This window comes from Novosphingobium umbonatum (assembly GCF_004005905.1).
GTDB lineage: Bacteria > Pseudomonadota > Alphaproteobacteria > Sphingomonadales > Sphingomonadaceae > Novosphingobium > Novosphingobium umbonatum.
In genome coordinates this window covers 436406-457447 of record NZ_SACO01000001.1, presented here as the reverse complement: position 1 = coordinate 457447, position 21042 = coordinate 436406, and the positions used below count along the sequence as shown (strand labels likewise).

Here is a 21042-nt window from a genome sequence, read left to right as displayed (position 1 = left end):
GCTTCCGACCCGCCCTTTTTTGTAATAGCCTATCGGGATGAGGGTGATGGAACAGCGCAAAATCCGCAAAGTGGTGATCGTGGGCGGCGGCTCGGCGGGCTGGATGAGCGCGGCGATGCTGGCGCAGGCCCTGCAACGCGATTGCGCGATCACTTTGGTGGAAAGCGAGGAAATCGGCACGGTGGGGGTGGGTGAGGCGACCATCCCGCCGATCCGCCTGTTCAACCAGACTTTGGGCATTGACGAGCGCGAATTCATGAAGCGCACGCAGGGCAGCTTCAAACTGGGCATCGAATTTGTCGGCTGGGGGCGTGAGGATAGCCGTTATTTCCACCCCTTCGGCCCCTATGGCCGCGATTTCGATATGGTGCCGCTGCATCAGCATTGGCTCAAAGCCCGCAGTATGGGCGAGAGCGCGCCGCTCGATGATCATTCCATGGCATGGGCCTTGGCCAAGGCTGGCAAATTTGCCCATCCCGCGCCCGATCCGCGCAGCGTCTTGTCCACTTTTGATTATGCCTATCATTTCGATGCCGGTCTCTATGCCCGCTATTTGCGCGAATTGTCCGAGGCGCGCGGGGTGCAAAGGGTGGAGGGCAAAATTGCTTCGGTAGCGCAGCATGGCGAGAGCGGCCATGTGGAAGCGGTGGTGATGGAAGATGGGCGCCGGATCGAGGGCGAATTGTTTATCGACTGCTCCGGCTTTCGCGGGCTGTTGATCGAGGGCGCGCTGCAGACCGGCTATGAGGATTGGTCGCATTGGCTGCCTTGCGACCGCGCTGTGGCCATGCCCTGCGCCAAAGTGGGCGATCCCACGCCCTATACAAGATCCACCGCGCGCGAGGCGGGCTGGCAATGGCGCATTCCGCTGCAACATCGCACCGGCAATGGCTATGTCTATTGCAGCCAGTTTATGGAGGATGGCCGCGCGGCTGATCTGCTCTCGCAAAGGCTGGATGGGAAAGCTTTGGGCGATCCGCGCCCCTTGCGCTTTACCGCGGGCAGGCGAAAGCTGCATTGGAACAAGAATGTGATTGCGGTGGGCCTGTCCTCGGGTTTTCTGGAGCCTTTGGAATCGACCTCGATCCATCTTATTCAGGCCAATATTTCCAAGATTATCGCGCTCTTCCCCGATCTGGACTTTGATCCGGCGACGCGGGATGAATTCAACCGCGTGGCCCATGGCGAGATGGAGCGCATCCGCGATTTCATCATCCTGCATTACAAGCTGACCCAGCGGCAGGATAGCGAGCTGTGGCGCTATGTGGCGGCGATGGATGTGCCCGATACGTTGAAGCTAAAGATCGAGCATTTCCGCCGCTATGGCCGGTTGATTGCCCGCGATCTGGACCTGTTTGCCGCGCCCAGTTGGCTGGCGGTGCATATCGGGCAGGGGAATATCCCTGAAGCGCTGGACCCGCTGCTGGAGCATCGCGGGATGGATGCGCGCGAATGGCTGTGCAAATTGCGCGGGGCCATGGCGGCTGAAGCGGCACGTATGCCCGGCCATGGCGCGTTTCTGGCCCAGCATTGCCCAGCGGGCGCATGAAGGCGGAAGATTACGCCGCGCGCGCGCGGGCCTTGCGCGCAGAGCAGCGCATGGTGGAGGCGGGCGAGGCGATGGCGAAGGCTTTTGCGCTGGCACCGCAGGACCGGCTGATTGCCTTTCTCCATGCGCAATTGCGTTATGAATTGGGCCATCCCGCCGCCGATTTGTTTGTCCATGCGCAAGGGTTGTGGCCCGAAAACGCCGATCTGTTGCGCAACCGCGCCTTGGCGGAGGCGAGCGAGGGGCGGGTGGATCGGGCGGTGGGCCTGCTGCAAAGCGCCTTGGCGCAGCAGCCGCAATGGCTCGATGGCCATAGAGTGCTGGCCGCCTTGCGCTGGGTATCAGGCGATGTGGCCCAATTTGACGCCAGCCTTGCCGCCGCAGCCCGCGCCCAGCCACAGGCGCAGGGGCTGTGGCTAGGCTGGTTCTCGGTGGTGGCGCAGCATCGTGATTGGCCCCGCGCCCGCGCCATTGTGGCCGAGGCGGAAAGCCATCTAGGCCAGACCAAGGGGCTGATGCAGGCGCGTCTGTTCATTGCAAGCGAGAGCGGCGATGTGGCGGAGAGTGAGCGATTGCTGCAGGCCATGCAGGATTGGCCCGATGATTTCCTGAAAGTGGCCCGCATCCGCCATGCTTTGCGCCAGCGCGATCCGGCGGCGGCTTTGGACATTGCCTTGCCCATGACGCAGGGGCCGCTGGCGGGGCAGGCTTGGCCCTATGTCTCGACCTGTTGGCGGATGCTGGATGACCCGCGTTCGGCATGGCTGGATGGCGATTTTGTGAAAGCCATGGATGTCGGCCTGTCGGGTGGTGAATTGTCCGAATTGGCCGAGCTTTTGCAGGCTTTGCACACCGCCCAATTGCCCTATGCCGAACAATCGGTACGCGGCGGAACGCAAACCGACCGCAGCATCCTGTTGCGCCACGAGCCGATCCTGCGCCGCACGCGCGAGGCATTGATGGCGGCGGTGGGGGATTATGTTGTCGCCTTACCAGCGCCCGATCCCGCCCATCCCTTGCTTGGCCGCGCGCGGGACAATTTGCGGATCAGCGGCAGTTGGTCGGTATGCCTGAAGGGAGGCGGCTTCAACGTCACCCATTCGCATCCGATGGGCTGGATCAGCAGCGCCTTCTATGTCGCTGTGCCGAAGGATGAGACTATGGGGCCAGCCCCCGCAGGCCATTTCCATTATGGCGCGCCGCCCGCAGAACTGGGGCTGGATTTGCCGCCCTATGCCACGATAAACCCGCGCGCAGGGCATCTGGTGCTGTTCCCTTCGACCCTGTGGCACGGAACTTACCCTACGCGCGCGGGGCAACGTCTTAACATCGCCTTTGATATTGTGCCTGCAACAGGATAAAAGGTCTAAAGTCTTACAGCTTTTCCATATAGAAGCGCATGAATGCATAGCATCGGGCCGCAATAATAAGGGTGCCGGAACAGGCATGGGTAGAGTTCGAAATATCAAGGAATTGGCCGAACTGGCCGGTGTTTCCACCGGCACGGTGTCGCGCGCGCTGGCCGATTCGGAATTGATCAGCCTGAAAACCCGCGAGCGTATTCAGGCTCTGGCCAAAGAGCATGATTATCGCCCCAACGCCCTTGCCCGCAATCTGCGCATCCAGCGCACCGGCGCGATTGGTGTGCTTATTCCGCTGGGCCATGAAACCGGCCAGCATATTTCGGACCCTTTCTTCATCACCATGCTGGGCCTGCTGGCCGATGCTTTGACCGAGCGCGGCTATGACCTGCTGCTCTCGCGCGTGATCCCCACCGATGGCGCATGGCTGGAGCGGATGGCCCATTCGGGGCGGGTGGATGGCTTGCTGGTGATCGGGCAATCCGATCAGGCCGCCACCATCGATGCCGTTGCCGAGCGTTACAAGCCGATGGTGGTCTGGGGCGGTTATGACCAAGGGCAGGTGCATTGCTCGGTCGGGTCTGATAACCGCAAGGGCGGTGAATTGGCGGCGCGCCATCTGATCGCGCAGGGCTGCGAACGCATCGCCTTTTTCGGCGACCCTAAGGCCAAGGAAATTGCCCAGCGTCTGGATGGCTGTAAGCAGGCTTTGGCCGCCGCCGGACTGGAGGCGCCCACGGTGGTGCCCGCGCATCTGGTGGCCGAGGCGGCCCATCCCGACATCGCCCGCTATCTGGGTTCGACCAGCCAGCGCCCGCAGGGGATTGTAGCGGCCTCCGATGTGATCGCCATGAGCACTTTGCGCGCCTTGGCCGAATTTGGCCTGTCGGTGCCCGGCGATGTGCGGGTGGTGGGCTATGACGGTCTGGCCATTGGCGAACAGACTGTGCCGCGCCTGACCACGGTCAGTCAGGATCTCACCCGCGGGGCGGAGCATATGGTGGATATGCTGCTGCGCCGGATCGCGGGGGAGGACACCGATAGTGTGATTATGGAGCCGGAACTGATCGTCCGGCTCTCGGCATAGGTTACAGCGCCAGAGCGACGGCCAGAGCGCCCAGCAGGCCGGAATTCTGGCCAAGACCGGGGCTGACCACCACTTCGCGCGGGTCGCCCACGAAATAGCCGCCGCCCGACTGTGTCGCCACCGCGCGCACGCGGTCGATCATGCCCGGCGTGTTCATCACCCCGCCGCCCAGCACAATCCGCGCCGGTTCCATAATCGCCTGAAATGTCACCACGGCCTGGCCCAGATACCATGCGATGATCTCGGCACCCTTGTGATCGGCGGGCAGGTCGGACAGGGATGCGCCCCAGCGCGCGATGATGGAAGGGCCGGCCGCCAGTCCTTCCAGACAAGCGCCATGGAAGGGGCAATGGCCCGGAAAGCCTTCATCATCAGGGTGGCGCGGCAGGCGGATATGGCCCATTTCCGGATGCGACAGGCCCTGCAACAGCCGCCCGTCCGAGACAAAACCGCCGCCAACGCCCGTGCCTACGGTCAGATAGAGCAGGCTGCCCAAACCGCGCCCCACGCCCCAGCGCGCCTCGGCCAGAGCCGCGCCATTCACATCGGTTTCAAGGCCAATAGGACAGCCAAAGGCCTTGGCTAGAGGCCCTGCCAGATCGGCCCCGCTCCAATGCGGTTTCGGCGTTTTGGTCACATGGCCCCATGTGGGCGAGGCGCGGTTGAGGTCCAGCGGGCCAAAGCTGGCAATGCCGATCGCTTCGGGCTGCAACGCCTGCGCCTTGAACCATGCCACCGTTGCGCCCAGCGTTTCCGCAGGCGTGGTGGTGGGGATCTGGTGGCGGGCGCTGATCGTGCCCGCTTCATCGGCCACGCCCAGCACGAATTTGGTGCCACCCGCTTCGATCAGGCCGTATTGCGCCATGACTTTTCTCTCTCCCTTGCCTGTTTTATGCGCTGACTTTGGCGTTATCGCCATCCAGCACAAGGCGGAATGTCGGCGCAGGTGTGCCACCGAAAGTGGCTCGGCGCCATGCGGGATCATCCTGCTTGGTCTGTGCCGTGCAGCCCGGATAATCGATAAAGCCCCACACGGTGAGGTCTTGCTCCACCCACCAGCTATAGGCCTGAAACGGATCGCTTTCCGGATTTGCGGCGACAAGGCCAGTACCATTGATCGGGCGATAGGGGCCGGTTACCTTGTCGGCCACCATGCCATAAACGCCATTGGGGCCATTGGGGCCATCGGGGGCAAACACTTTGCGCTGGGTGGACCAGAACAAGTAATAGAGGCCGCCGTGATGGATCAGCAGCGGGCGCTCCTGTTCATTGTTTAGCCCGTCCGCGCTGACCAGAGGCGGCATGATGTCCCATGCGGTCAGGCTTTCATCCCGCGCGCGGGCGATGCCGATACAGCCGTTGAACGCGCTGGTCGAGGCTTTGATCGAGCCGGTGAAGACAATATAGGTCTGGCCATCGGCGGGATCGCGGAAATGGGCCGGGTCGCGGAAGCCCTTGATAAAGCCGGGGGCGCCATCGCGCTGGTTGACCAGCACATAATGGTGGTCATCGCTGGCAAAGCTTTCCTGCGGCTCGCTCCAACCGGTGATGGCAAAGGTGCCTGCGTCTATGGTCAGCTTGCCCCGCGTCTGGAACAGGCGTTGCGCATAGGAGGATTTCTCCTCGCCCTTGTAACCGGCCACTGTGTAGAACAGGGTGACTTCGCCGCTTTCCGGATGAAACAAGGCGCTACCCGCCCATTCGCGGCTGCCCGGATTGAGGCCATCGGGTAGGGCATGGCCATGATCGGCCCAGACGCCATCGGCCGATAGACTCATCAGGCGGATGCGCACGATAGCATGACGATCCTCCGGATCGGGCAGGGCGGGGGCGCAGAGCACGAACCACAGGCTGGTCCCGTCAAAGCGGGTGGTGCTGCCATCGGCATCCTGCAAAGGCCACAGATCCCACAAGTCCACACTGGGCAGGATCGGCTTTATCTGCGCCCGATCAATCGGGGGAATGGTGTTGGCCGACCAATCGTCAATCGCGGCCACATGGTCTGCGGTCCAATGCGAGGTGACGGGGTTCTCGCTCGCCGGAAAGGCTGGCGCGGGCTGGGACATGGCGAAAACTCTCCCCTTGGAATGCGACCCTTTATAAGAAGGATTCGGGTGAATGTAGCAATCGATTGCAAATTTGGTCAATCGCCAGAAGCGGCGTTTGATGGCGAAAACCTATGCGATGATGGGGGCGATGCGGTAAACCAGCACTTCCTCACCCTTCATTGGCGGCAGGGGCAGACCCATGCGGGCCAACCACGCGCCATGCAGGCACTGGTCCTCCGCTCCCTCGCGCGAAAGGCGATAGGTCGTGCCTTGCTCCAGCATCGGCAGGCGCAGATGCGGTTGATGCCGCCAAGAGGTGGGCGCCACGCGGGTGATGATCAGCAGGATCTCGCCCTCATGTTCGTGAGCCTGCCACACAATATGATCATCGCCCGTTCCCTGCCATACGCGGCCCTGATGCAGGCCATCGCGCAGAGCCTTGTAACGGGCGATAGTGGCGGCCAGATCATCCCGCTCGGCCTGCGTCAACAGGCGCAGGTCCAACTCCACCCCGAAATGGCCCGACAGGGCCACACCGGCGCGGAAGGGCATGGATTGCATCCGCCCCGTGCTATGGGCGGGGCAGGCGCCCACATGGCTGCCCATCACTTCGGGCGGCATGAAAAGCAGGAAGCCGCGCTGGATTTCCACGCGGCTGATCGCGTCGATGCAATCGCTGGTCCAGAAACGATGGGTATGGGCGATAATGCCCGCATCGATCCGCCCGCCGCCACCCGCGCAAGCCTCGATCTCCACTTGCGGGAAAGCCGCGCGCAGCCGCGCCAGCAAGGCATAGGTGCCCAGCACTTGCGCGCGGAAAGAGGCCTGCGCACCGGCATGTGTCAGATCGCGGTTATGGTCCCATTTGAGATAGGCGATGGGCAGGCTGGAAAGGTGGCCTGCGATAGCGGTGAACAGATAGTCCTGCACATCGGCCCGCGCCATATCCAGCACCAATTGGTGACGCGCGGTCAGCAACGGGCGACCGGCAATCTGCAAGGCCCATTCGGGATGGGCGCGGAACAGGTCGCTGTCGGGGCTGATCATCTCCGGTTCGACCCAGAGGCCAAATTCCATGCCCAGCCCCACCACATGATCGGCCAAGGGGGCCAGACCATCGGGATATTTGGCGCGGTCCACGCTCCAGTCGCCCAACGAGCTGGTATCATCATCGCGGCCCTTGGTCTGGCCGCCAAACCAGCCATCATCCAGCACAAAGCGTTCGATACCGATGGCGGCGGCCGCATCGGCCAATTCCTTCAGCGCGTCCAGATCATGGTCGAAGTAGAAGCCTTCCCATGTGTTGAGATGCACGGGGCGAGGCTTCATCTTGCCATCAGGCCAGCTCATCCGCGCGCGGATGGCACGGTGGAAGGCCTGCGCCACACCATTGACGCCTTGCGCGCTGCAAGAGGCCAGCATCTCCGGCGTGGTTACGCTTTCGCCCGCGCCCAGCCTCAATTCGCCCGGCGCCAGCCATTCGCCCATTTGCCAATGGCGGCGGCCATCTTCCACCCATTCGATGCTTTGCACATGGTTGCCGCTCCATGCCAGTTGCGCGCCATAGGCGCTGCCATCGGCGCAGGTAACCATCGCACCGGGGAAGCAATCATGGCTGGTCAGCCCGCGCCGGTTTTCCCGCCGCCACAGGCTGCGCGAGAGAATATCGGTTTGCGGCACGAATTCGCGGTTATGCCGTCCGGTGAAGGACAGCACCTGCGCTGCATCCTGCGGCAAAGGCAGATTGCCCGAAGCCAGCCATGACACGTCCAGCACCGCGCTGCCCTTGTTGGTCAGCGTGGTGGATAGGCTCAGCGTGTCGGTAGCCGGATCGAGCCTTGCGCGGATGTCCAAGGCCAGTTGCGCCACATCATCGGCCAGATGGAAGATCACGCCATGCTCGATAGGCTCGACATGGCAGGCGGTGATGGCCTGCGCCCAGTCCTGCCCGCCGCGATGGGCCAGCAGCGCGCTTTGCCCGAACCAGCCCATGCCCACACCGGGGAAGATCGACAAGGGCTGGTCCTGATGCAGTGAGAAGCTGGGTTCGGGCCGGATGTCGCGCAGGGCGCTGGCCGGCAGCACGCCATCGGGCAGGCGCGGGCCCCAATAGCGCCACAGGGGAGCCTCATCCCCGTGAATCTCCCAGATGGCGGTGCAGGCGGGGGAATGCAGGGCGATGAATTCAGGCGACATGGTTTCAGGCGACATGGGGCGTCTCGGCAGCGTTGGGGTTTTTCACCCAGAACATGGTTGCCGCCGCGCAAAGCAGCAGGCCACCGGCAAAGGTAATGGCATGGCGCGGGTCATGGCCCAGCACATGGTTGTAGATCCAGCCGAAGGTCAGCCCGTTGATCAGCATGGGGATAACGATCATCATGTTGAAAATGCCCATATAGACGCCGGTGCGTTCGGGCGGGATGGAGCCGGCCAGAATGACATAGGGATTGCCCATGATGCTGGCCCAGCCCAGCCCCAGCCCCAAAGCGGGGATCAGCAGCGCCAGATGGCTGCCCAGTTCGGGCATGGCCATAGCGGTAAAGATGGCAGGCGCGCCGCCGGTGGAGGGGCCAATGCCCGGCAGCGCCACCATGCCCAGCCCGCATAGCGCCAGACAGGCCATATGGGTGAGCGATGCGCCCAGCCTGCGCGCCACGGGCACCATGGCAAAGGCGGCGATAAAGCCCAGCAGGTTGTAGAAAGCGCCCAATTGCTGCGTGGTCAGCACGGCATCACGGAAAGCGGCGCTGGTCTTGTCCGCCGTGCCAAAGGCGCTGCGGGCAAGCGAGAGGCTGGCATAGGACCAATAGATCGAGAAGCCATACCATTGGAACAGGCTCATCCATGCCATTTGCCGCATGGCTTTGGGCATTTCGACGATGGCCTGCCCGATCTCGGCCAAAGTGGCGCCCAGCGACTTGGGGGCGGCGGCGATGCGGGCCTTGTCTTCCTCGGTCGTGGGCAATTCGCGCACGCGCAGCACCGACCAGCCAATCGTGGTGATCGACAGCACCGCCCCGATCAGAAAGCTGACATGGGTGATGGTGGGGATATTGTGCTCATCCACCGCATTGCGGTCAAAGCCGAACCAATAGACCAGGATCGACGGGCTGAGGAAGGCAAGGAATTGCGCAAGGCCGGTAAAGGCGCTCTGGCTGAGGAAGCCGATACCGTGCTGGTCGGGGTTGAGTCGGTCCGACACATAGGCACGATAGGGCTCCATCGTGGTGTTATTGCCCGCATCCAGCAGCCAGAGCAGGCTGGCGGCCATCAACAGGCTGGAGGAATGGGGCATCAGGAACAGGCCAAGGCTGCACAGCACGGCGCCGATCAGGAAATAGGGCGTGCGGCGGCCAAATCGCGTGTCGGTGCGGTCGGACAAAGCCCCCACCAAAGGCTGGATCAACAGGCCGGTCATTGGCCCTGCCAATTGCAGCAGGGGCAGGCTGGCCTCGTCCGCACCCAGCCATGAATAGATGGGCACCATATTGCCCTGTTGCAGCCCGAAGCTGAATTGCAGGCCCAGAAAGCCCAGATTCATTTCGATGATACGCAGCAGGGACAGATGCGGTTTACGCTGTCCATGCGGGCGCATGGCTTCGGGGGCGGAGAGGGCCATGGGCATCCTTTCGTGGCGCCTCGATCGGTGGGCGCCTTGGTTCAAGATGCTATCCTAACGAGTCGCGCGTGGGAATGCAACAATCGATTGCATTGCGCTGACGATGCAGCCTCAGTCCTGCTTTCTGGTCAGTGCAAACAAAGGCGCAGCCATCAGCGTGGTGACAATCGCCATCAGCACCAGCATGGCAAACAGGCCCTTGCCGATAATCCCCGCTTGCAGGCCAATGTTGATGATGATCAGCTCCATCAAGCCCCGCGCATTCATCAAGGCGCCAATGCCCAATGCGTCGCGGTGGCTCTCCCCCGCCCAGCGCGCCGCGACATAGCAAGCCCCGCCCTTGGCCAGCACCGCCGTCGCCAGAATGGCCAAAGTCACCCAGACCAGCCCCAATTCGCCCAACACTTGTAACCGCGTGTTGAGGCCCGAAAAGGTGAAGAACATCGGCAGCAGGAAGGTGGTGGCAAAGGGCTCCAAACGCGCGCGCAAACCATCGGCCAACGCCCCGCGCGGCATGGCTGTGCCCAGCAGGAAACCGCCGAACACCGCATGCATACCCGCCCCGTCCATGGCAAAGGCGCAAAGCAGGAAGAGGCCCAGCACCAGCGCCAGCAAGCTGTCGTCCATCCCCTTGGTCTCGGCCCGACGCCCCAGCGATGCTAATAAACGCGGCGCCACCAGCACCATCAGCGCAGCAAAGCCAATGCCGCCGCCCAAAGCTTTCACCGCCACGGTGGAACTGCCCCCCACGCTGGCCAGAACGAGAGCCACCACCAGCCAAGCCCCCGCATCGCCCATCGCCCCTGCCGACAGGCTGAGCGTGCCAAGCCGCGTGCCCGCCAGCCCGCGTTCATGGATGATGCGCGCCAGCATGGGGAAAGCGGTGATGGCGATGGCCGCGCCTAGAAACAGGCTGGCCTGACCCGCGCCGACGCCTGCGCTGAACAGGCCCTCATGCTGCATCAGCCAAGGCACCAGCGCCGCCGCCGCCGCGAAAGGCGCCAGCATGCCGCCCAAGGACACGGCCGCTGCCTTGCCCGCGCTGGCGCGGAATTCCTCGCGGTCGAAGGTCAGGCCGACGAGGAACATGTAAAGCCCCACCCCCAGTTGCGCGCCGACATAGAGCAGCTTCTTGCTCTCCGCCGGAAACAGCATGGCGGACAGATCAGGCGCCAGCGCGCCCAACAGGCTGGGGCCCAGCACCACCCCCGCGATCATTTCGCCCACCACTTGTGGCTGCCCCAGCCAGCGCTGCACAGCCCAGCCCACCACGCGGCAAGTGGCGATAATCACCGCCATTTGCAGGAAAAACAGGGTGGATAATTCGCTTTGGCTCACGGGCGGCCTTTCCTCTCTTTTGCAGCGACCAGCATAGGCAGGCTTTCGGGCAGCGTCCATGGGGACGCAAGGGACAGGTGGGGTTGCAAAAAGTGGCGGCATCCACAAAGATAACAAAAGATATAAAATGGCAGGAGAGGTTCCATGGATTTTACAGGACGCCATGTGGTGATCACCGGCGCTTCCACCGGCATCGGCAAGGCCACGGCGCAGCGCATTGTGGCGGGCGGCGGCAAGGTGACTTTGGTGGCGCGGCGTGCTGGCTTGCTGGCGGAACTGGCATCGGATTTGGGTGAGCGAGCGGGCTGGGCGGCGGCGGATATGGGGGATAAGGCGCAAGTGATCGCAGCGCTGGATCAAGCCGTGGCGCAGATGGGGCCGATCGATGGGCTGTTCCTCAACGCGGGCACGGGCGGCAGTTTCGCGCCTCTGGCCGATTATGGCGATGCGCAATTCGAGGAAGTCTTGCGGGTCAACACGCTCTCCCCCTTTTGGGCCATGGCGCATGTGATGCCCGCGATGGTGGCGCAGGGGCGGGGGGCGATACTGGTGACGGGCAGCTTGGCCTCGGTGCGCGGCATGGCGGGCAATGTGGCCTATGTGGCCAGCAAACATGCGGTGCTGGGCCTGTCGCGCGCGGCCGCCATGGAGGGGGCGCCCCATGGCGTGCGCTGCAATTGCCTGTTGCCCGGCTTTATCGAAACGCCGATGCTGGCCGATGTGCCGGAAAGCCAGCGCCCCGTGATGGCCGCCCGCGTGCCCCAAGGCCGTTTGGGCAGCGCGGAGGAAGCCGCCGCCGTGGCCGCCTTCCTGCTGTCCGATGCCGCCTCGCATGTAACGGGGCAGGATTGGGCAGTGGATGGCGGCATCTTGGGCACTTTGGCGGTTTAACGCCGGATCAGCGTCAGCCTGCTTTCCACATGGGCTTTGACGTCCTGCGGATAGAACCAGACCTCGCGCAATTGGCCCGATAGAAAGCGGGTCGCCTGATCGGTGAAATGCGGGGAGGCGGGATCGCCGCTGGCCCCGCCGGTGCTGATGGCGCGGGCTTTGACCCTGGGGCCGAATTCGACGGCGGCGACAAAGCTGTTGCCGCGGTGGCTGTAGTAACGCTTCATTCCCGCCACACGCGGCCCGCTGGCCACCGCCAAGGCGCCCCATTGCGACGAAGTGAAAGCCAGCGGCAGGCTGGGCTTGGCGTCATCAAAAGGCTGGGTGATCGCGCCGCTGATGCGTTGATAGCGGTTGAGATCCCCCCATGCCACGCGCCACGTACCGAACTCCTTGGTCAGCCGCGCCATGGCCTCGTCCAGCGCGGCAAGGCGCTGTTCGTCGGTCGCCTGTTCGTCCATCCAGTCCCATACGGTCATGTGCTGTTTCTTGGCGCTTTCGGCCCCCTTGCTCCACAGGTTTTCGCCCCAGACAATCGCCAGCGTTTCGGCGGTGGAGGTCAGCGCGGTGCGATGGTCCCAGCCTTTGAGCAGGGCGATGGCCTCTGCGCGGGCAGGGGACGGCGCGGCCGCATCGGCGGCAAACAGGCGGGGCAGTAGCCGGTCAAACGCGGGCAGCCAAGTATCATGGCCCGCCGCGATCAGACTATCGAGGGTGAAGCGCGGCGTGGCCTTCAACACGCGCTCGGCATGGGGGCCGCGCGGATTGGGGCCGACCTCGTCCATATAGGAGGGGAAGGCGAATTTTACCGGCGAATCCTTGCCCGCCGCGCTCCATGGCGCATTATTGGTATTATAGGCCCAGCCATTTTTGGGATCGATCACTTGCGGTAGGCTGGAAAGCGGATGCAGCCCCTGCCAATCGGCGCGTGGATCACAGCCATCCACCGGCGCGCGCCAGTCAAAGCGCTGGTCGCGGATCGGCACGAATTGCGGGTGAAGATAGGCGATATGGCCCTTGTCATCGGCAAACAATGTGTTGTTCGAACTGTTGGCCTTGCGCTGCGCCACTTTCAGGAAACTGGCCAGATCATGGGTCTTGGTGCGCAGGAAGCTTTGTTCGAGCGCGGCGACCGGCTTGTTCATCAATGCAATGGTGATCCATTTGCCATCCTCCTCGCGGATGACAGGGCCATGGTGGGTGGCATAGGTTTCAAACTTGCGTTGCCCCAGCGAGCCATCGGGCAGGCGGTAGGACAGGGTGATCGGCTTGACGGTGACGGGCCGCGTTTCCTTGCCGTAAACATAGGCCTTGCCTTGCGGCCCATCGACGATGCTCTCGGCATATTCGTCCACATTGTCGATCCCGCTGGACGTATGCATCCATCCGGCATGCTGGTTGAACCCCTGATAGATGAAGGGTTGGCCCCATGTCACCGCGCCATAGGCATTGAGGCCCTGATCGCTGGTCATCTGTAATTCGGACCGGAAATAGAAGCTGGTATGCGGGTTGATATAGAGCAGCGCATGGCCGCTCTGGCTATGGCTGGGGGCAATGGCAAAGCCGTTGGAGCCTTGCGGTTCGCGGAACACCGAGCCGCGCTCTTCCAGCGTCATGGCCAGTTTGCGCTTGCTGTAAAAAGCCTCCAGTTGGGACAGGGCAATCCCTTCAATATCGCCGCCAATGCTGCCCTCGGTGAAGGAGAGCGCCATCCATGGCTCGAAATGGGTGAGCACGCGGGGTTTGACCTGCGGGTGGTCGGCCAGATAGGCGTTCAAGCCCGCCGCCCATGCGTCCATAATATCCCGCAACCAGCGCGGCGATGCGGCATAGTCCTTTTTCAACTGCGCCGGATCGATGAACAGTCTTTGCCGCAGATCCTGCCAGATCGCCTTCTCGCCCTCCGCCTCGGCCAGTCGGCCCAGATTGGTGAGGTAGTTTACTTCGATCCGGTTGAAGTCGTCCTGCGCCTGCGCATAGACCATGCCATAGACCGCATCGGCATCGGTGGCGCCATGAATATGGGCAATGCCCCAGGTGTCGCGGGTGATGGTCACCTTATGCGGCCTTGCCTTTGCCGGTGAGGCCTGCGCGCCGGTGGCGATCATGCCCAGAGCCAGCAGGCCCATCCCCTTTGCAACAATTCCGGCCATGGTCACGATCCTGCAATTCACTGAACAACTGGGCCCAGCATAAGGGCGCGAATCCCCCGCCGCCACTCGCGGTTTTGCGCAGAGCTATGGTTTAGGGCAGGTTTGCCTAAGGCCTCTCGAAAATTACGCTGGCTTTTTGTGCCTTTTTGCGCTGATGGAGCGGCGGGGACAAAAAGGGGCACGGGCAATCGCCTTTTTCGCACCATCCGGAACGGGTGGGGCGGATCGGGCAGGAGTGAGAGCTATGGTGATGACATCCTCTTTGCTATGGTCGCAGGTGGCGACGGTAGCTTTGGCCAGCGGCGCCCCTGTTGCGGCCGACGTGACAGTTGACGGGCCGGGCCAGACCCCTACCGCGATCGCGGCCCAGCCTGTCGAGGCGGCATCCGATCCCGCCGAGGCTCAGCCTGCGACGCAGTCGGTTGTCCCCGCGCCGGCGGATGCAGCGCCCGTTGATAATCCTGCACCCGACGCCAGCGCGGTCGTGCTGCGCGACCCTTGGGAAAAGCTCAACCGCGATATCTGGAAATTCGATCTCTTCTTTGAAAAGACCATGCTCGGCCCTGTGGCCCATGGTTACAGCGCGGTGGTGCCCAGCAAGGGGCGTGAAGGCCTGTCCAATCTGATCCGCAATCTGGACGAGCCCAGCACCTTTGCCAATCAACTGTTGCAGCACAAGATTGGCCGCGCGGTTCAGACCGGCCTGCGTTTTGCGTTGAATTCCACGCTGGGGATTGCCGGTCTGTTCGATGTGGCCGCTGCCGCCGGAATGCGCCGCGCGACTGCTGACTTTGGCCAGACCTTGGCCTTTTATGGCGCCAAGCCAGGGCCTTATGCCATGCTGCCCTTCCTTGGCCCTTCCAATGTGCGCGATGGTTTCGGGCGTTTGGTCGATACGCTGACCGATCCGGTTGGCTTTGTGATTGGCGGTGTGTTCACCTCCTATCCGGGTGCGGGCCGTCTGGCCGCCGAGGGGGTCAATTGGCGCCAACAGAGCGAGGGGACGATACAGGCCATCTATGGCGCGTCCGACCCCTATGCTTTCACGCGGGCGGCCTATAGCCAGCAACGTGCAGCTATTGTTCAGGACGCGACCGGTAAGGCGGCGGCACTACCGGATTTCTAGCTCCGGATTTTTGACGCTCCGGTGAAGAGGGGCGCAGTCTGTCATGCGATGAAAGCCGCTACGGCACGGGGCGATGGCCCTTCCGGCGGCACCAGATGTGGAGTTTGATTCTATGTTGCGCGCTCATTTGAAGCTTTCGGTCTCCTTGGCCTTGGCAGGCGTTGCGGGCGCTGTGCTGCCCGTGGCCGCCCCTGCCGCCTTGGCCCAGCAGGCCCGCGATGCCGCCGCCGAAGCCTTTGTCCAGCAGGGTGCCCGCGAAGTGCTGGCCGTGCTGAACGACCGCAGCAAGAGCGATGCGGCCAAGAAGGAAGCCTTTCGCCAGTTGATCAACCGTTTGATCGACGTGCCCAAGGTCACCCGCTTTGTGCTGGGCAAATATGCCCGCACTGCCACGCCCGATCAATTCAACCGCTTCTCCACCGCTTTCCGCACCTATGCCGAAGGCGTCTATATGAAGCGGATCAATGATTATCATGGCGAGAAGGTGATCGTGCTGTCCTCGCTGGTGCGTAAGCCCGGCGACGTGCTGGTCACCACGCAACTGGCCGGTGGTCGCAGCCAGCAGCCGACCAATATCATCTGGCGCGTGCTTAACGATGGTACCGGTTGGAAGGTGGTCGATGTGCAGGTGACCGGCGTGTGGCTGGCCATCACCCAGCAGCAGGATTTTGTCGCCACGATCGACAATAATGGCGGCAAGATCGACGTGCTGATCAACCAGTTGCAGCAGGACAAGGGCGGCGAGATCCTGCACGCCAAGAAGTGACAACAAGCCAGACCATAAAGCCAGATCAGGGCAGGAATTGTGAATATGCGCGGTAATTGGGGTGAAACGATTCTGGGGCTGGCGGTGCTGGCCTTTGCGGGGATTTTCCTCGCCTATGCTTTGGGCGTGACCGGCATGGGCAAACAGGGCGCCACCTATGAATTGACCGCGCGTTTCGGTGAGGCTGGCGGTATCCAGCCCGGTGCCAAGGTGACCGTATCGGGCGTGAAAGTGGGCGATGTGCGCGAAGTGACCATCGACCCCAAGACCTTCCTCGCCGTGATGCGCCTGACGCTGGACGACAAGGTCAAGCTGCCTTCGGATTCCACCGCCAAGATCACCAGTGATGGTCTGCTGGGGGGCGCGCATATTGCCATTGCGCCCGGCGGTGCGGCCGATGACTTGAAGCCCGGTGGCGAGATTGCCAATACACAGGGCGCGGTGGACCTGTTCGGCCTGATCGGGCAAGTGATGCGCCCCAAGAGCGATGCGCCTGCCGAAAAGCCTGCTCCGGCTGCATCCCCCTCCGCTGCGCCTAAGGGCACGGCTGACCTGCCCGAGATGTAAGCCATGGCCTCGCTCTCCCAAGTCCTGTTGGGGCCGGTGGCCGCGCTGGGCCGTGCCACGCGCGATGCGCTGGCCTCGGTAGGCCGCGTGGCGCGCTTTGCCGGACAGGGCATCGCCGCCGCGCTGACCCCGCCATGGTATCCGCGCCAGATTCTTTCCCAATTCCTGTCGGTGGGTTTTTACTCGCTGCCGGTGGTGGGGCTGACCGCTTGGTTCACCGGCGCGGCCTTGGCGCTTAATATCTATTCGGGCGGGGACCGGTTCAACGCCTCCACCGTCATGCCGCAGATCGTGGCTTTGGGCATTACGCGTGAGCTTGGGCCTGTGTTGGCCGCGCTGATGCTGGCGGGACGCGTGGCCTCGGCCATGGCTTCGGAAATCGGGGCGATGCGGGCCACCGAGCAGGTGGACGCGATGGTGACGCTTTCAACCGACCCGCGCCGCTATCTGATCGCGCCGCGCCTGATTGCCGCTACGATCAGCCTGCCTTTGCTGACGCTGATCACTGATATTATCGGCATCGCGGGCGGTATGCAGGTGTCGCATTATCTGATCGATCTGGCACCGGGTATTTACGTCACCAATACGGTGGATTTCATCACCGCATGGGACGTGGAATCGGGCCTGATCAAGGCGGCGGTGTTTGGTTTCATCATCGGCCTGATGGGCTGTTTCCATGGCGACAATGCCAAGGGCGGCGCGCGGGGCGTGGGGCGGGCGACTACCTCGGCCATGGTGTCGGCGGCGGTGCTGATCCTCGCCTCGGACTATCTTCTGACTTCGGTGTTTGCACGGCCATGAGTGTGATGAACAAGCTGGAATGGCGCGGGGTTAGCAAGCAGTTTGGCGCGCAAAAGGTGCTGGACGGGCTGGATCTGGCCGTTGCGCCGGGGCGTTCTCTGGCTTTACTGGGCCGGTCGGGGCAGGGCAAATCGGTGACGATCAAGCTGGCGCTGGGCCTGATGCAGGCCGATGCGGGCGAGGTCTTGCTCGATGGCGTGGATGTCACCCATCTGCCTGCACGCGAAAGGCGCGCCAGTTTCGCCAGCATTGGCATGTTGTTTCAGGGCGGGGCTTTGTTTGACAGTCTGCCGGTGTGGGAAAATGTGGCCTTCCGTCTGATCAATGCCGATGGCGTGGGCAGGCGTGAGGCGCGCGAGCGGGCGGTGGAAGCTTTGGCTTTGGTCAAGCTGGCCCCCGATGTGGCCGATCGCTATCCGTCGGAATTGTCGGGGGGCATGCAAAAGCGCGCCGGTCTGGCCCGCGCCATTGTCGGTTCGCCCAGCCTGCTGTTCTTTGATGAACCCACCACCGGTCTTGATCCGATCACGGCGGGCGCGATCAACGAGTTGATCCGCGACCGCGTGACCTCGCTGGGATGCACGGCGGTTTCGATCACGCATGACATGGTCTCGGCCCGCGTGATTGCCGATGAAGTGGCGATGCTGGATGGCGGGCGGATTGTCTGGCGCGGCAGCGCGGGCGATCTGGACCATGCCGACCATCCTCTGGTGCGCGCCTTCATCCGTGGCGAGCCGTTGGAAGAGTAGTTCCTACCCAATACGCAATACAGGGCATGGTCTTGCGCCTATAGTCCGAACAGAGTTGATTCTCTGTCGGGAAGAGGAGCCATGCCAGTGTCGGATGCCGGTTTGCTTTTGGGGCGCCGTAAGTTGCTGCGCGGCGGCATGGCCTTGGGCGCCAGCGCCGCCCTGTCAGGCTGTGTCAGCACGAGGGTGAATGTGGCGGGGGCCTTTCCCGCCATGGCGCCCAATCCGATGCGGATTACGCCGGATCAACTGATCGATGTGAAATGCTGCATCCGCCCCTTGCGCGCCGCTGGCCCCAATCTGGGGGCGCAGATGGTGGGCGATGCTTTGGTGATCCATAATTATGGCCATGGCGGTTCGGGCTGGTCGCTCAGCTGGGGCTGCGCCGAAGTGGCGGTGGGCAAGGCCTTGTCGGTGCTGCCAACTGATATTGCGGTGGTGGGTTGCGGCATCATCGGCCTCACCAGCGCGGTGGTGGCGCAAAGGGCGGGGCTGAACGTCACGATCTATGCGCGCGAGATGATCCAGCGGACGCGTTCGTTCCGCGCATCGGGCACTTTCACGCCCGACAGCCGCGTGGCGCTGACCGAACCGGCCGGCCCCGCCTTTGCCGAACAATGGGAGCAGATGGCGCGCCTGTCGTGGAAGGCCTTTCGTACCATGATCGGCCTGCCGGGCAATCCGGTGGAATTTACCGATGGCTATAATCTGTCGGACACACCGATCACCCGCCACCATCCTATGCCCGATCCGGCGATCAAGGGCGCGTGGGAGGCAGGTGGCCTGCCTTTGCAGAATAGCGAATTTGCCTCCTATAGCGACCGGATCAAGGACATCGTCCCGCAAGGCGTCGATGTGCCGCCCGAGGAAAGCCCTTTCCGCCTGCCCTATGTGCGGCGCTATTCGCAGATGCATTTCAACTTTCCCGCCTATGCCCATGCTTTGTTGACCGAGTTTTTCCAGCGCGGCGGACGTTTCGTGATGCGCGATTTCCATGATCGGGCTGACTATGGGCGGCTGAAGGAAAAGGTGGTGATCAATGCCACCGGCTTTGCCGCGCGTGACCTGTGGCGTGATAACACGATCATCCCTGTGCGCGGGCAAACGGGCTGGCTGGTGCCGCAATTGAGCAGCTATTACACCGTGCGCTATCGCAATGTGTTCCTTACCTCCAAGGCCGATGGGGTGGTGATCATGAACAACAACCCCGATCTGGGCGAGATGCTGGGCGTGGGCGATACCAATGAATTGCCCGATCGCGATGCTATTCTGGAGGGGCTCAAAATCATCGCCCCTGTCTTTGCCGGTATGCGGAGGCGCGCATGATGCGCCGGTTTTTACCCTTCGCGCTGGCTCTGCTGGCGGCTCCCGCGCAGGCGGCGGAGCCTGATCCCGCGCTTTATGCCCAGCGTTGCGCCATGTGCCACGGTGCGGGCGGGCAGGGCACGCATGAGGTGCCCGCGCTGACCGGCGCTTTCGTGGCGCGTTGGGCAGGGGCACCGGTGGCGGATTTGCAGGCCTATATCACCCGCGTGATGCCGCAACATGCGCCCGGCACATTGAGCGCCGAGGAAGCCGCGCGGATCACCGCCTTTCTAATGGCGCTCAATGGCCAGAATCCGGCCCAGCAGCGTGTCGAGCCCTTGCGACTTTCGGTCATACACTGAGCCTGATACTTGACGGCGGAGTGTGGCACTGTCCATTCTGCGGATATGACAGCTAAAGCCTCTTTCCGTTTCCATCCTGCCTTTCTGGTGGCGGGAATCACCTTTCTGGCGCTGCTGGTGTCGGCAGGGGTGCGTTCCGCGCCGGGTGTGATGATGGTGCCGCTGGGGCTGCATTTCGGGTGGGATCGCGGGACGGTGTCGGCCACGTCTGCGGTGGGGATTTTTCTCTATGGTCTGGTGGGTCCTTTTGCTGCGGCCTTGATGATGTCTTTGGGCATCAAACGCACGATGATGCTGGGGCTGGGCCTGATGGCGGGGGCCACCTTTGCCAGCCAGTGGATGACCCAGAGCTGGCATTATATGCTGAGCTGGGGAGTGTTTTCCGGCCTTGGCACCGGCATGGTGGCCAGCGTGCTGGGGGCGGCCGTCGTCAACCGCTGGTTCGCGCAGAGACAAGGTCTGGTAATGGGCCTGTTCGCGGCCAGCACGGCGACGGGATCGCTGATTTTCCTGCCCTATCTGGCATGGTTGACGCGCGGCGGGGCGTGGCAGGGCGTGGTGCAAACGGTGGGGCTGGCCTGTCTGGTGCTGGTGCCCTTGGTGTGGCTGTTCATGGCCGAAAGCCCCGAAGCGGCCGGAGTGCGCCGCTATGGCGAGGCGCAGGATGCGCCCGCCCCGCGCCGTCAGGGGGCGAGCGCGATGCTGGCGCTGCAAGTCCTGTGGCAGGTGCGCAAGGATGCAACCTTTTGGCTGTTGACGGGGACGTTTTTCGTTTGTGGCCTGACCACCAATGGGCTGGTCGGCACGCATCTGATCGCTTTTTGCGGGGATCATGGCATTGCACCCGTGGCGGCGGCGGGCCTGTTGTCGACGATGGGCCTGTTCGATCTGGTGGGCACAACCGCTTCGGGTTGGTTGACCGACCGCTATGACCCGCGCCGTCTGTTGATGGTCTATTACGGCCTACGCGGGATCTCGCTGGTGGTGTTGCCTTTCATGGATTTCGGGCCGGTGGCCTTGGGTGCTTTTGCCGTGTTTTACGGGCTGGACTGGATTGCTACCGTGCCGCCCACCGTGGCCTTGGCCAACCGCCATTTCGGGCCGGATCGCGCGCCGATCATCTTTGGCTGGGTGGCGGTGGGGCATCAGATCGGTGCGGCCTTTGCTGCCTTTGCGGGCGGCCTGCTGCGGCAAATGGCGGGCAATTATGATTATGCCTTTGTCGGCGCAGGCGCGATGGGCGTGGTCGCCGCGCTGGCTATCCTGTTGTTTGCGCGTGGGGAAAGCATGCGCGTTACGGCCTGACTGTGACGGAAATGT

18 protein-coding genes are annotated in these 21042 nt (G+C 63.0%); 12 read left to right on the top strand and 6 right to left on the bottom strand.

Annotated features, from left to right (window positions below):
- Positions 1-46 precede the first annotated feature (46 nt).
- The 3 genes from EOE18_RS02025 to EOE18_RS02015 all read left to right on the top strand — a co-directional run bounded on the left by EOE18_RS02025 (position 47) and on the right by EOE18_RS02015 (position 3997).
- Complete coding sequence (locus EOE18_RS02025) at positions 47-1549, top strand: tryptophan halogenase family protein (protein ID WP_127705641.1); 1503 nt, start codon at positions 47-49, stop codon at positions 1547-1549.
- Complete coding sequence (locus EOE18_RS02020) at positions 1546-2910, top strand: putative 2OG-Fe(II) oxygenase (RefSeq protein WP_127705639.1); 1365 nt, start codon at positions 1546-1548, stop codon at positions 2908-2910. The genes EOE18_RS02025 and EOE18_RS02020 overlap by 4 nt, the downstream gene beginning before the upstream one ends.
- 85 nt (positions 2911-2995) lie before the next feature.
- Positions 2996-3997: a LacI family DNA-binding transcriptional regulator gene (locus EOE18_RS02015; RefSeq protein WP_127705637.1), complete on the top strand. Its 1002-nt coding sequence runs from the start codon at positions 2996-2998 to the stop codon at positions 3995-3997.
- A 1-nt stretch (position 3998) separates the two neighbouring features.
- Here EOE18_RS02015 and EOE18_RS02010 read toward each other — a convergent pair whose 3' ends face one another.
- The 5 genes from EOE18_RS02010 to EOE18_RS01990 form a co-directional block, all read right to left on the bottom strand.
- Positions 3999-4862, bottom strand: coding sequence for an ROK family protein (locus EOE18_RS02010; protein WP_127705636.1), 864 nt, complete (start codon positions 4860-4862; stop codon positions 3999-4001).
- Between the two features lie 25 nt (positions 4863-4887).
- On the bottom strand, positions 4888-6063 hold the full coding sequence (locus EOE18_RS02005) for a glycoside hydrolase family 68 protein (protein ID WP_127705634.1): 1176 nt from the start codon (positions 6061-6063) through the stop codon (positions 4888-4890).
- A 111-nt stretch (positions 6064-6174) separates the two neighbouring features.
- Positions 6175-8256, bottom strand: a complete 2082-nt coding sequence (locus EOE18_RS02000; RefSeq protein ID WP_127705632.1) for an alpha-galactosidase — start codon at positions 8254-8256, stop codon at positions 6175-6177.
- Positions 8246-9664, bottom strand: a complete 1419-nt coding sequence (locus tag EOE18_RS01995; RefSeq protein WP_246027205.1) for an MFS transporter — start codon at positions 9662-9664, stop codon at positions 8246-8248. Before EOE18_RS01995 ends, EOE18_RS02000 begins: the two co-directional genes overlap by 11 nt.
- A 111-nt stretch (positions 9665-9775) precedes the next feature.
- On the bottom strand, positions 9776-11002 hold the full coding sequence (locus EOE18_RS01990) for a cation:proton antiporter (RefSeq protein WP_246027204.1): 1227 nt from the start codon (positions 11000-11002) through the stop codon (positions 9776-9778).
- Between the two features lie 144 nt (positions 11003-11146).
- Here EOE18_RS01990 and EOE18_RS01985 point away from each other — a divergent pair, with 144 nt between their 5' ends.
- A complete protein-coding gene (locus EOE18_RS01985; protein ID WP_127705630.1) occupies positions 11147-11893 on the top strand; it encodes an SDR family NAD(P)-dependent oxidoreductase in 747 nt (248 codons plus the stop codon).
- On the opposite strand, the gene EOE18_RS01980 is transcribed toward EOE18_RS01985, so the two are convergent.
- A complete protein-coding gene (locus EOE18_RS01980) occupies positions 11890-14046 on the bottom strand; it encodes a penicillin acylase family protein (RefSeq protein ID WP_127705628.1) in 2157 nt (718 codons plus the stop codon). The genes EOE18_RS01985 and EOE18_RS01980 overlap by 4 nt on opposite strands.
- 244 nt (positions 14047-14290) lie before the next feature.
- On the opposite strand from EOE18_RS01980, the gene EOE18_RS01975 reads away from it, so the two are divergent.
- The 8 genes from EOE18_RS01975 to EOE18_RS01940 all read left to right on the top strand — a co-directional run bounded on the left by EOE18_RS01975 (position 14291) and on the right by EOE18_RS01940 (position 21027).
- Positions 14291-15172, top strand: a complete 882-nt coding sequence (locus EOE18_RS01975; protein ID WP_164852630.1) for an MlaA family lipoprotein — start codon at positions 14291-14293, stop codon at positions 15170-15172.
- A 112-nt stretch (positions 15173-15284) separates the two neighbouring features.
- A complete protein-coding gene (locus tag EOE18_RS01970; protein WP_127705624.1) occupies positions 15285-15938 on the top strand; it encodes an MlaC/ttg2D family ABC transporter substrate-binding protein in 654 nt (217 codons plus the stop codon).
- Between the two features lie 45 nt (positions 15939-15983).
- Positions 15984-16505: an outer membrane lipid asymmetry maintenance protein MlaD gene (gene mlaD / locus EOE18_RS01965; RefSeq protein WP_164852629.1), complete on the top strand. Its 522-nt coding sequence runs from the start codon at positions 15984-15986 to the stop codon at positions 16503-16505.
- A 3-nt stretch (positions 16506-16508) separates the two neighbouring features.
- Positions 16509-17306, top strand: coding sequence for an MlaE family ABC transporter permease (locus tag EOE18_RS01960; RefSeq protein ID WP_127705620.1), 798 nt, complete (start codon positions 16509-16511; stop codon positions 17304-17306).
- The gene (locus EOE18_RS01955; protein WP_127705618.1) at positions 17303-18055 is read left to right on the top strand and encodes an ABC transporter ATP-binding protein; all 753 of its coding nucleotides are present in this window, start codon (positions 17303-17305) and stop codon (positions 18053-18055) included. The genes EOE18_RS01960 and EOE18_RS01955 overlap by 4 nt, the downstream gene beginning before the upstream one ends.
- 81 nt (positions 18056-18136) lie before the next feature.
- Complete coding sequence (locus tag EOE18_RS01950) at positions 18137-19381, top strand: FAD-dependent oxidoreductase (protein ID WP_127705616.1); 1245 nt, start codon at positions 18137-18139, stop codon at positions 19379-19381.
- Positions 19378-19722, top strand: coding sequence for a c-type cytochrome (locus tag EOE18_RS01945; RefSeq protein WP_127705614.1), 345 nt, complete (start codon positions 19378-19380; stop codon positions 19720-19722). Before EOE18_RS01950 ends, EOE18_RS01945 begins: the two co-directional genes overlap by 4 nt.
- A gap of 45 nt (positions 19723-19767) precedes the next feature.
- Positions 19768-21027: an MFS transporter gene (locus EOE18_RS01940; RefSeq protein WP_127705612.1), complete on the top strand. Its 1260-nt coding sequence runs from the start codon at positions 19768-19770 to the stop codon at positions 21025-21027.
- Positions 21028-21042 lie beyond the last annotated feature (15 nt).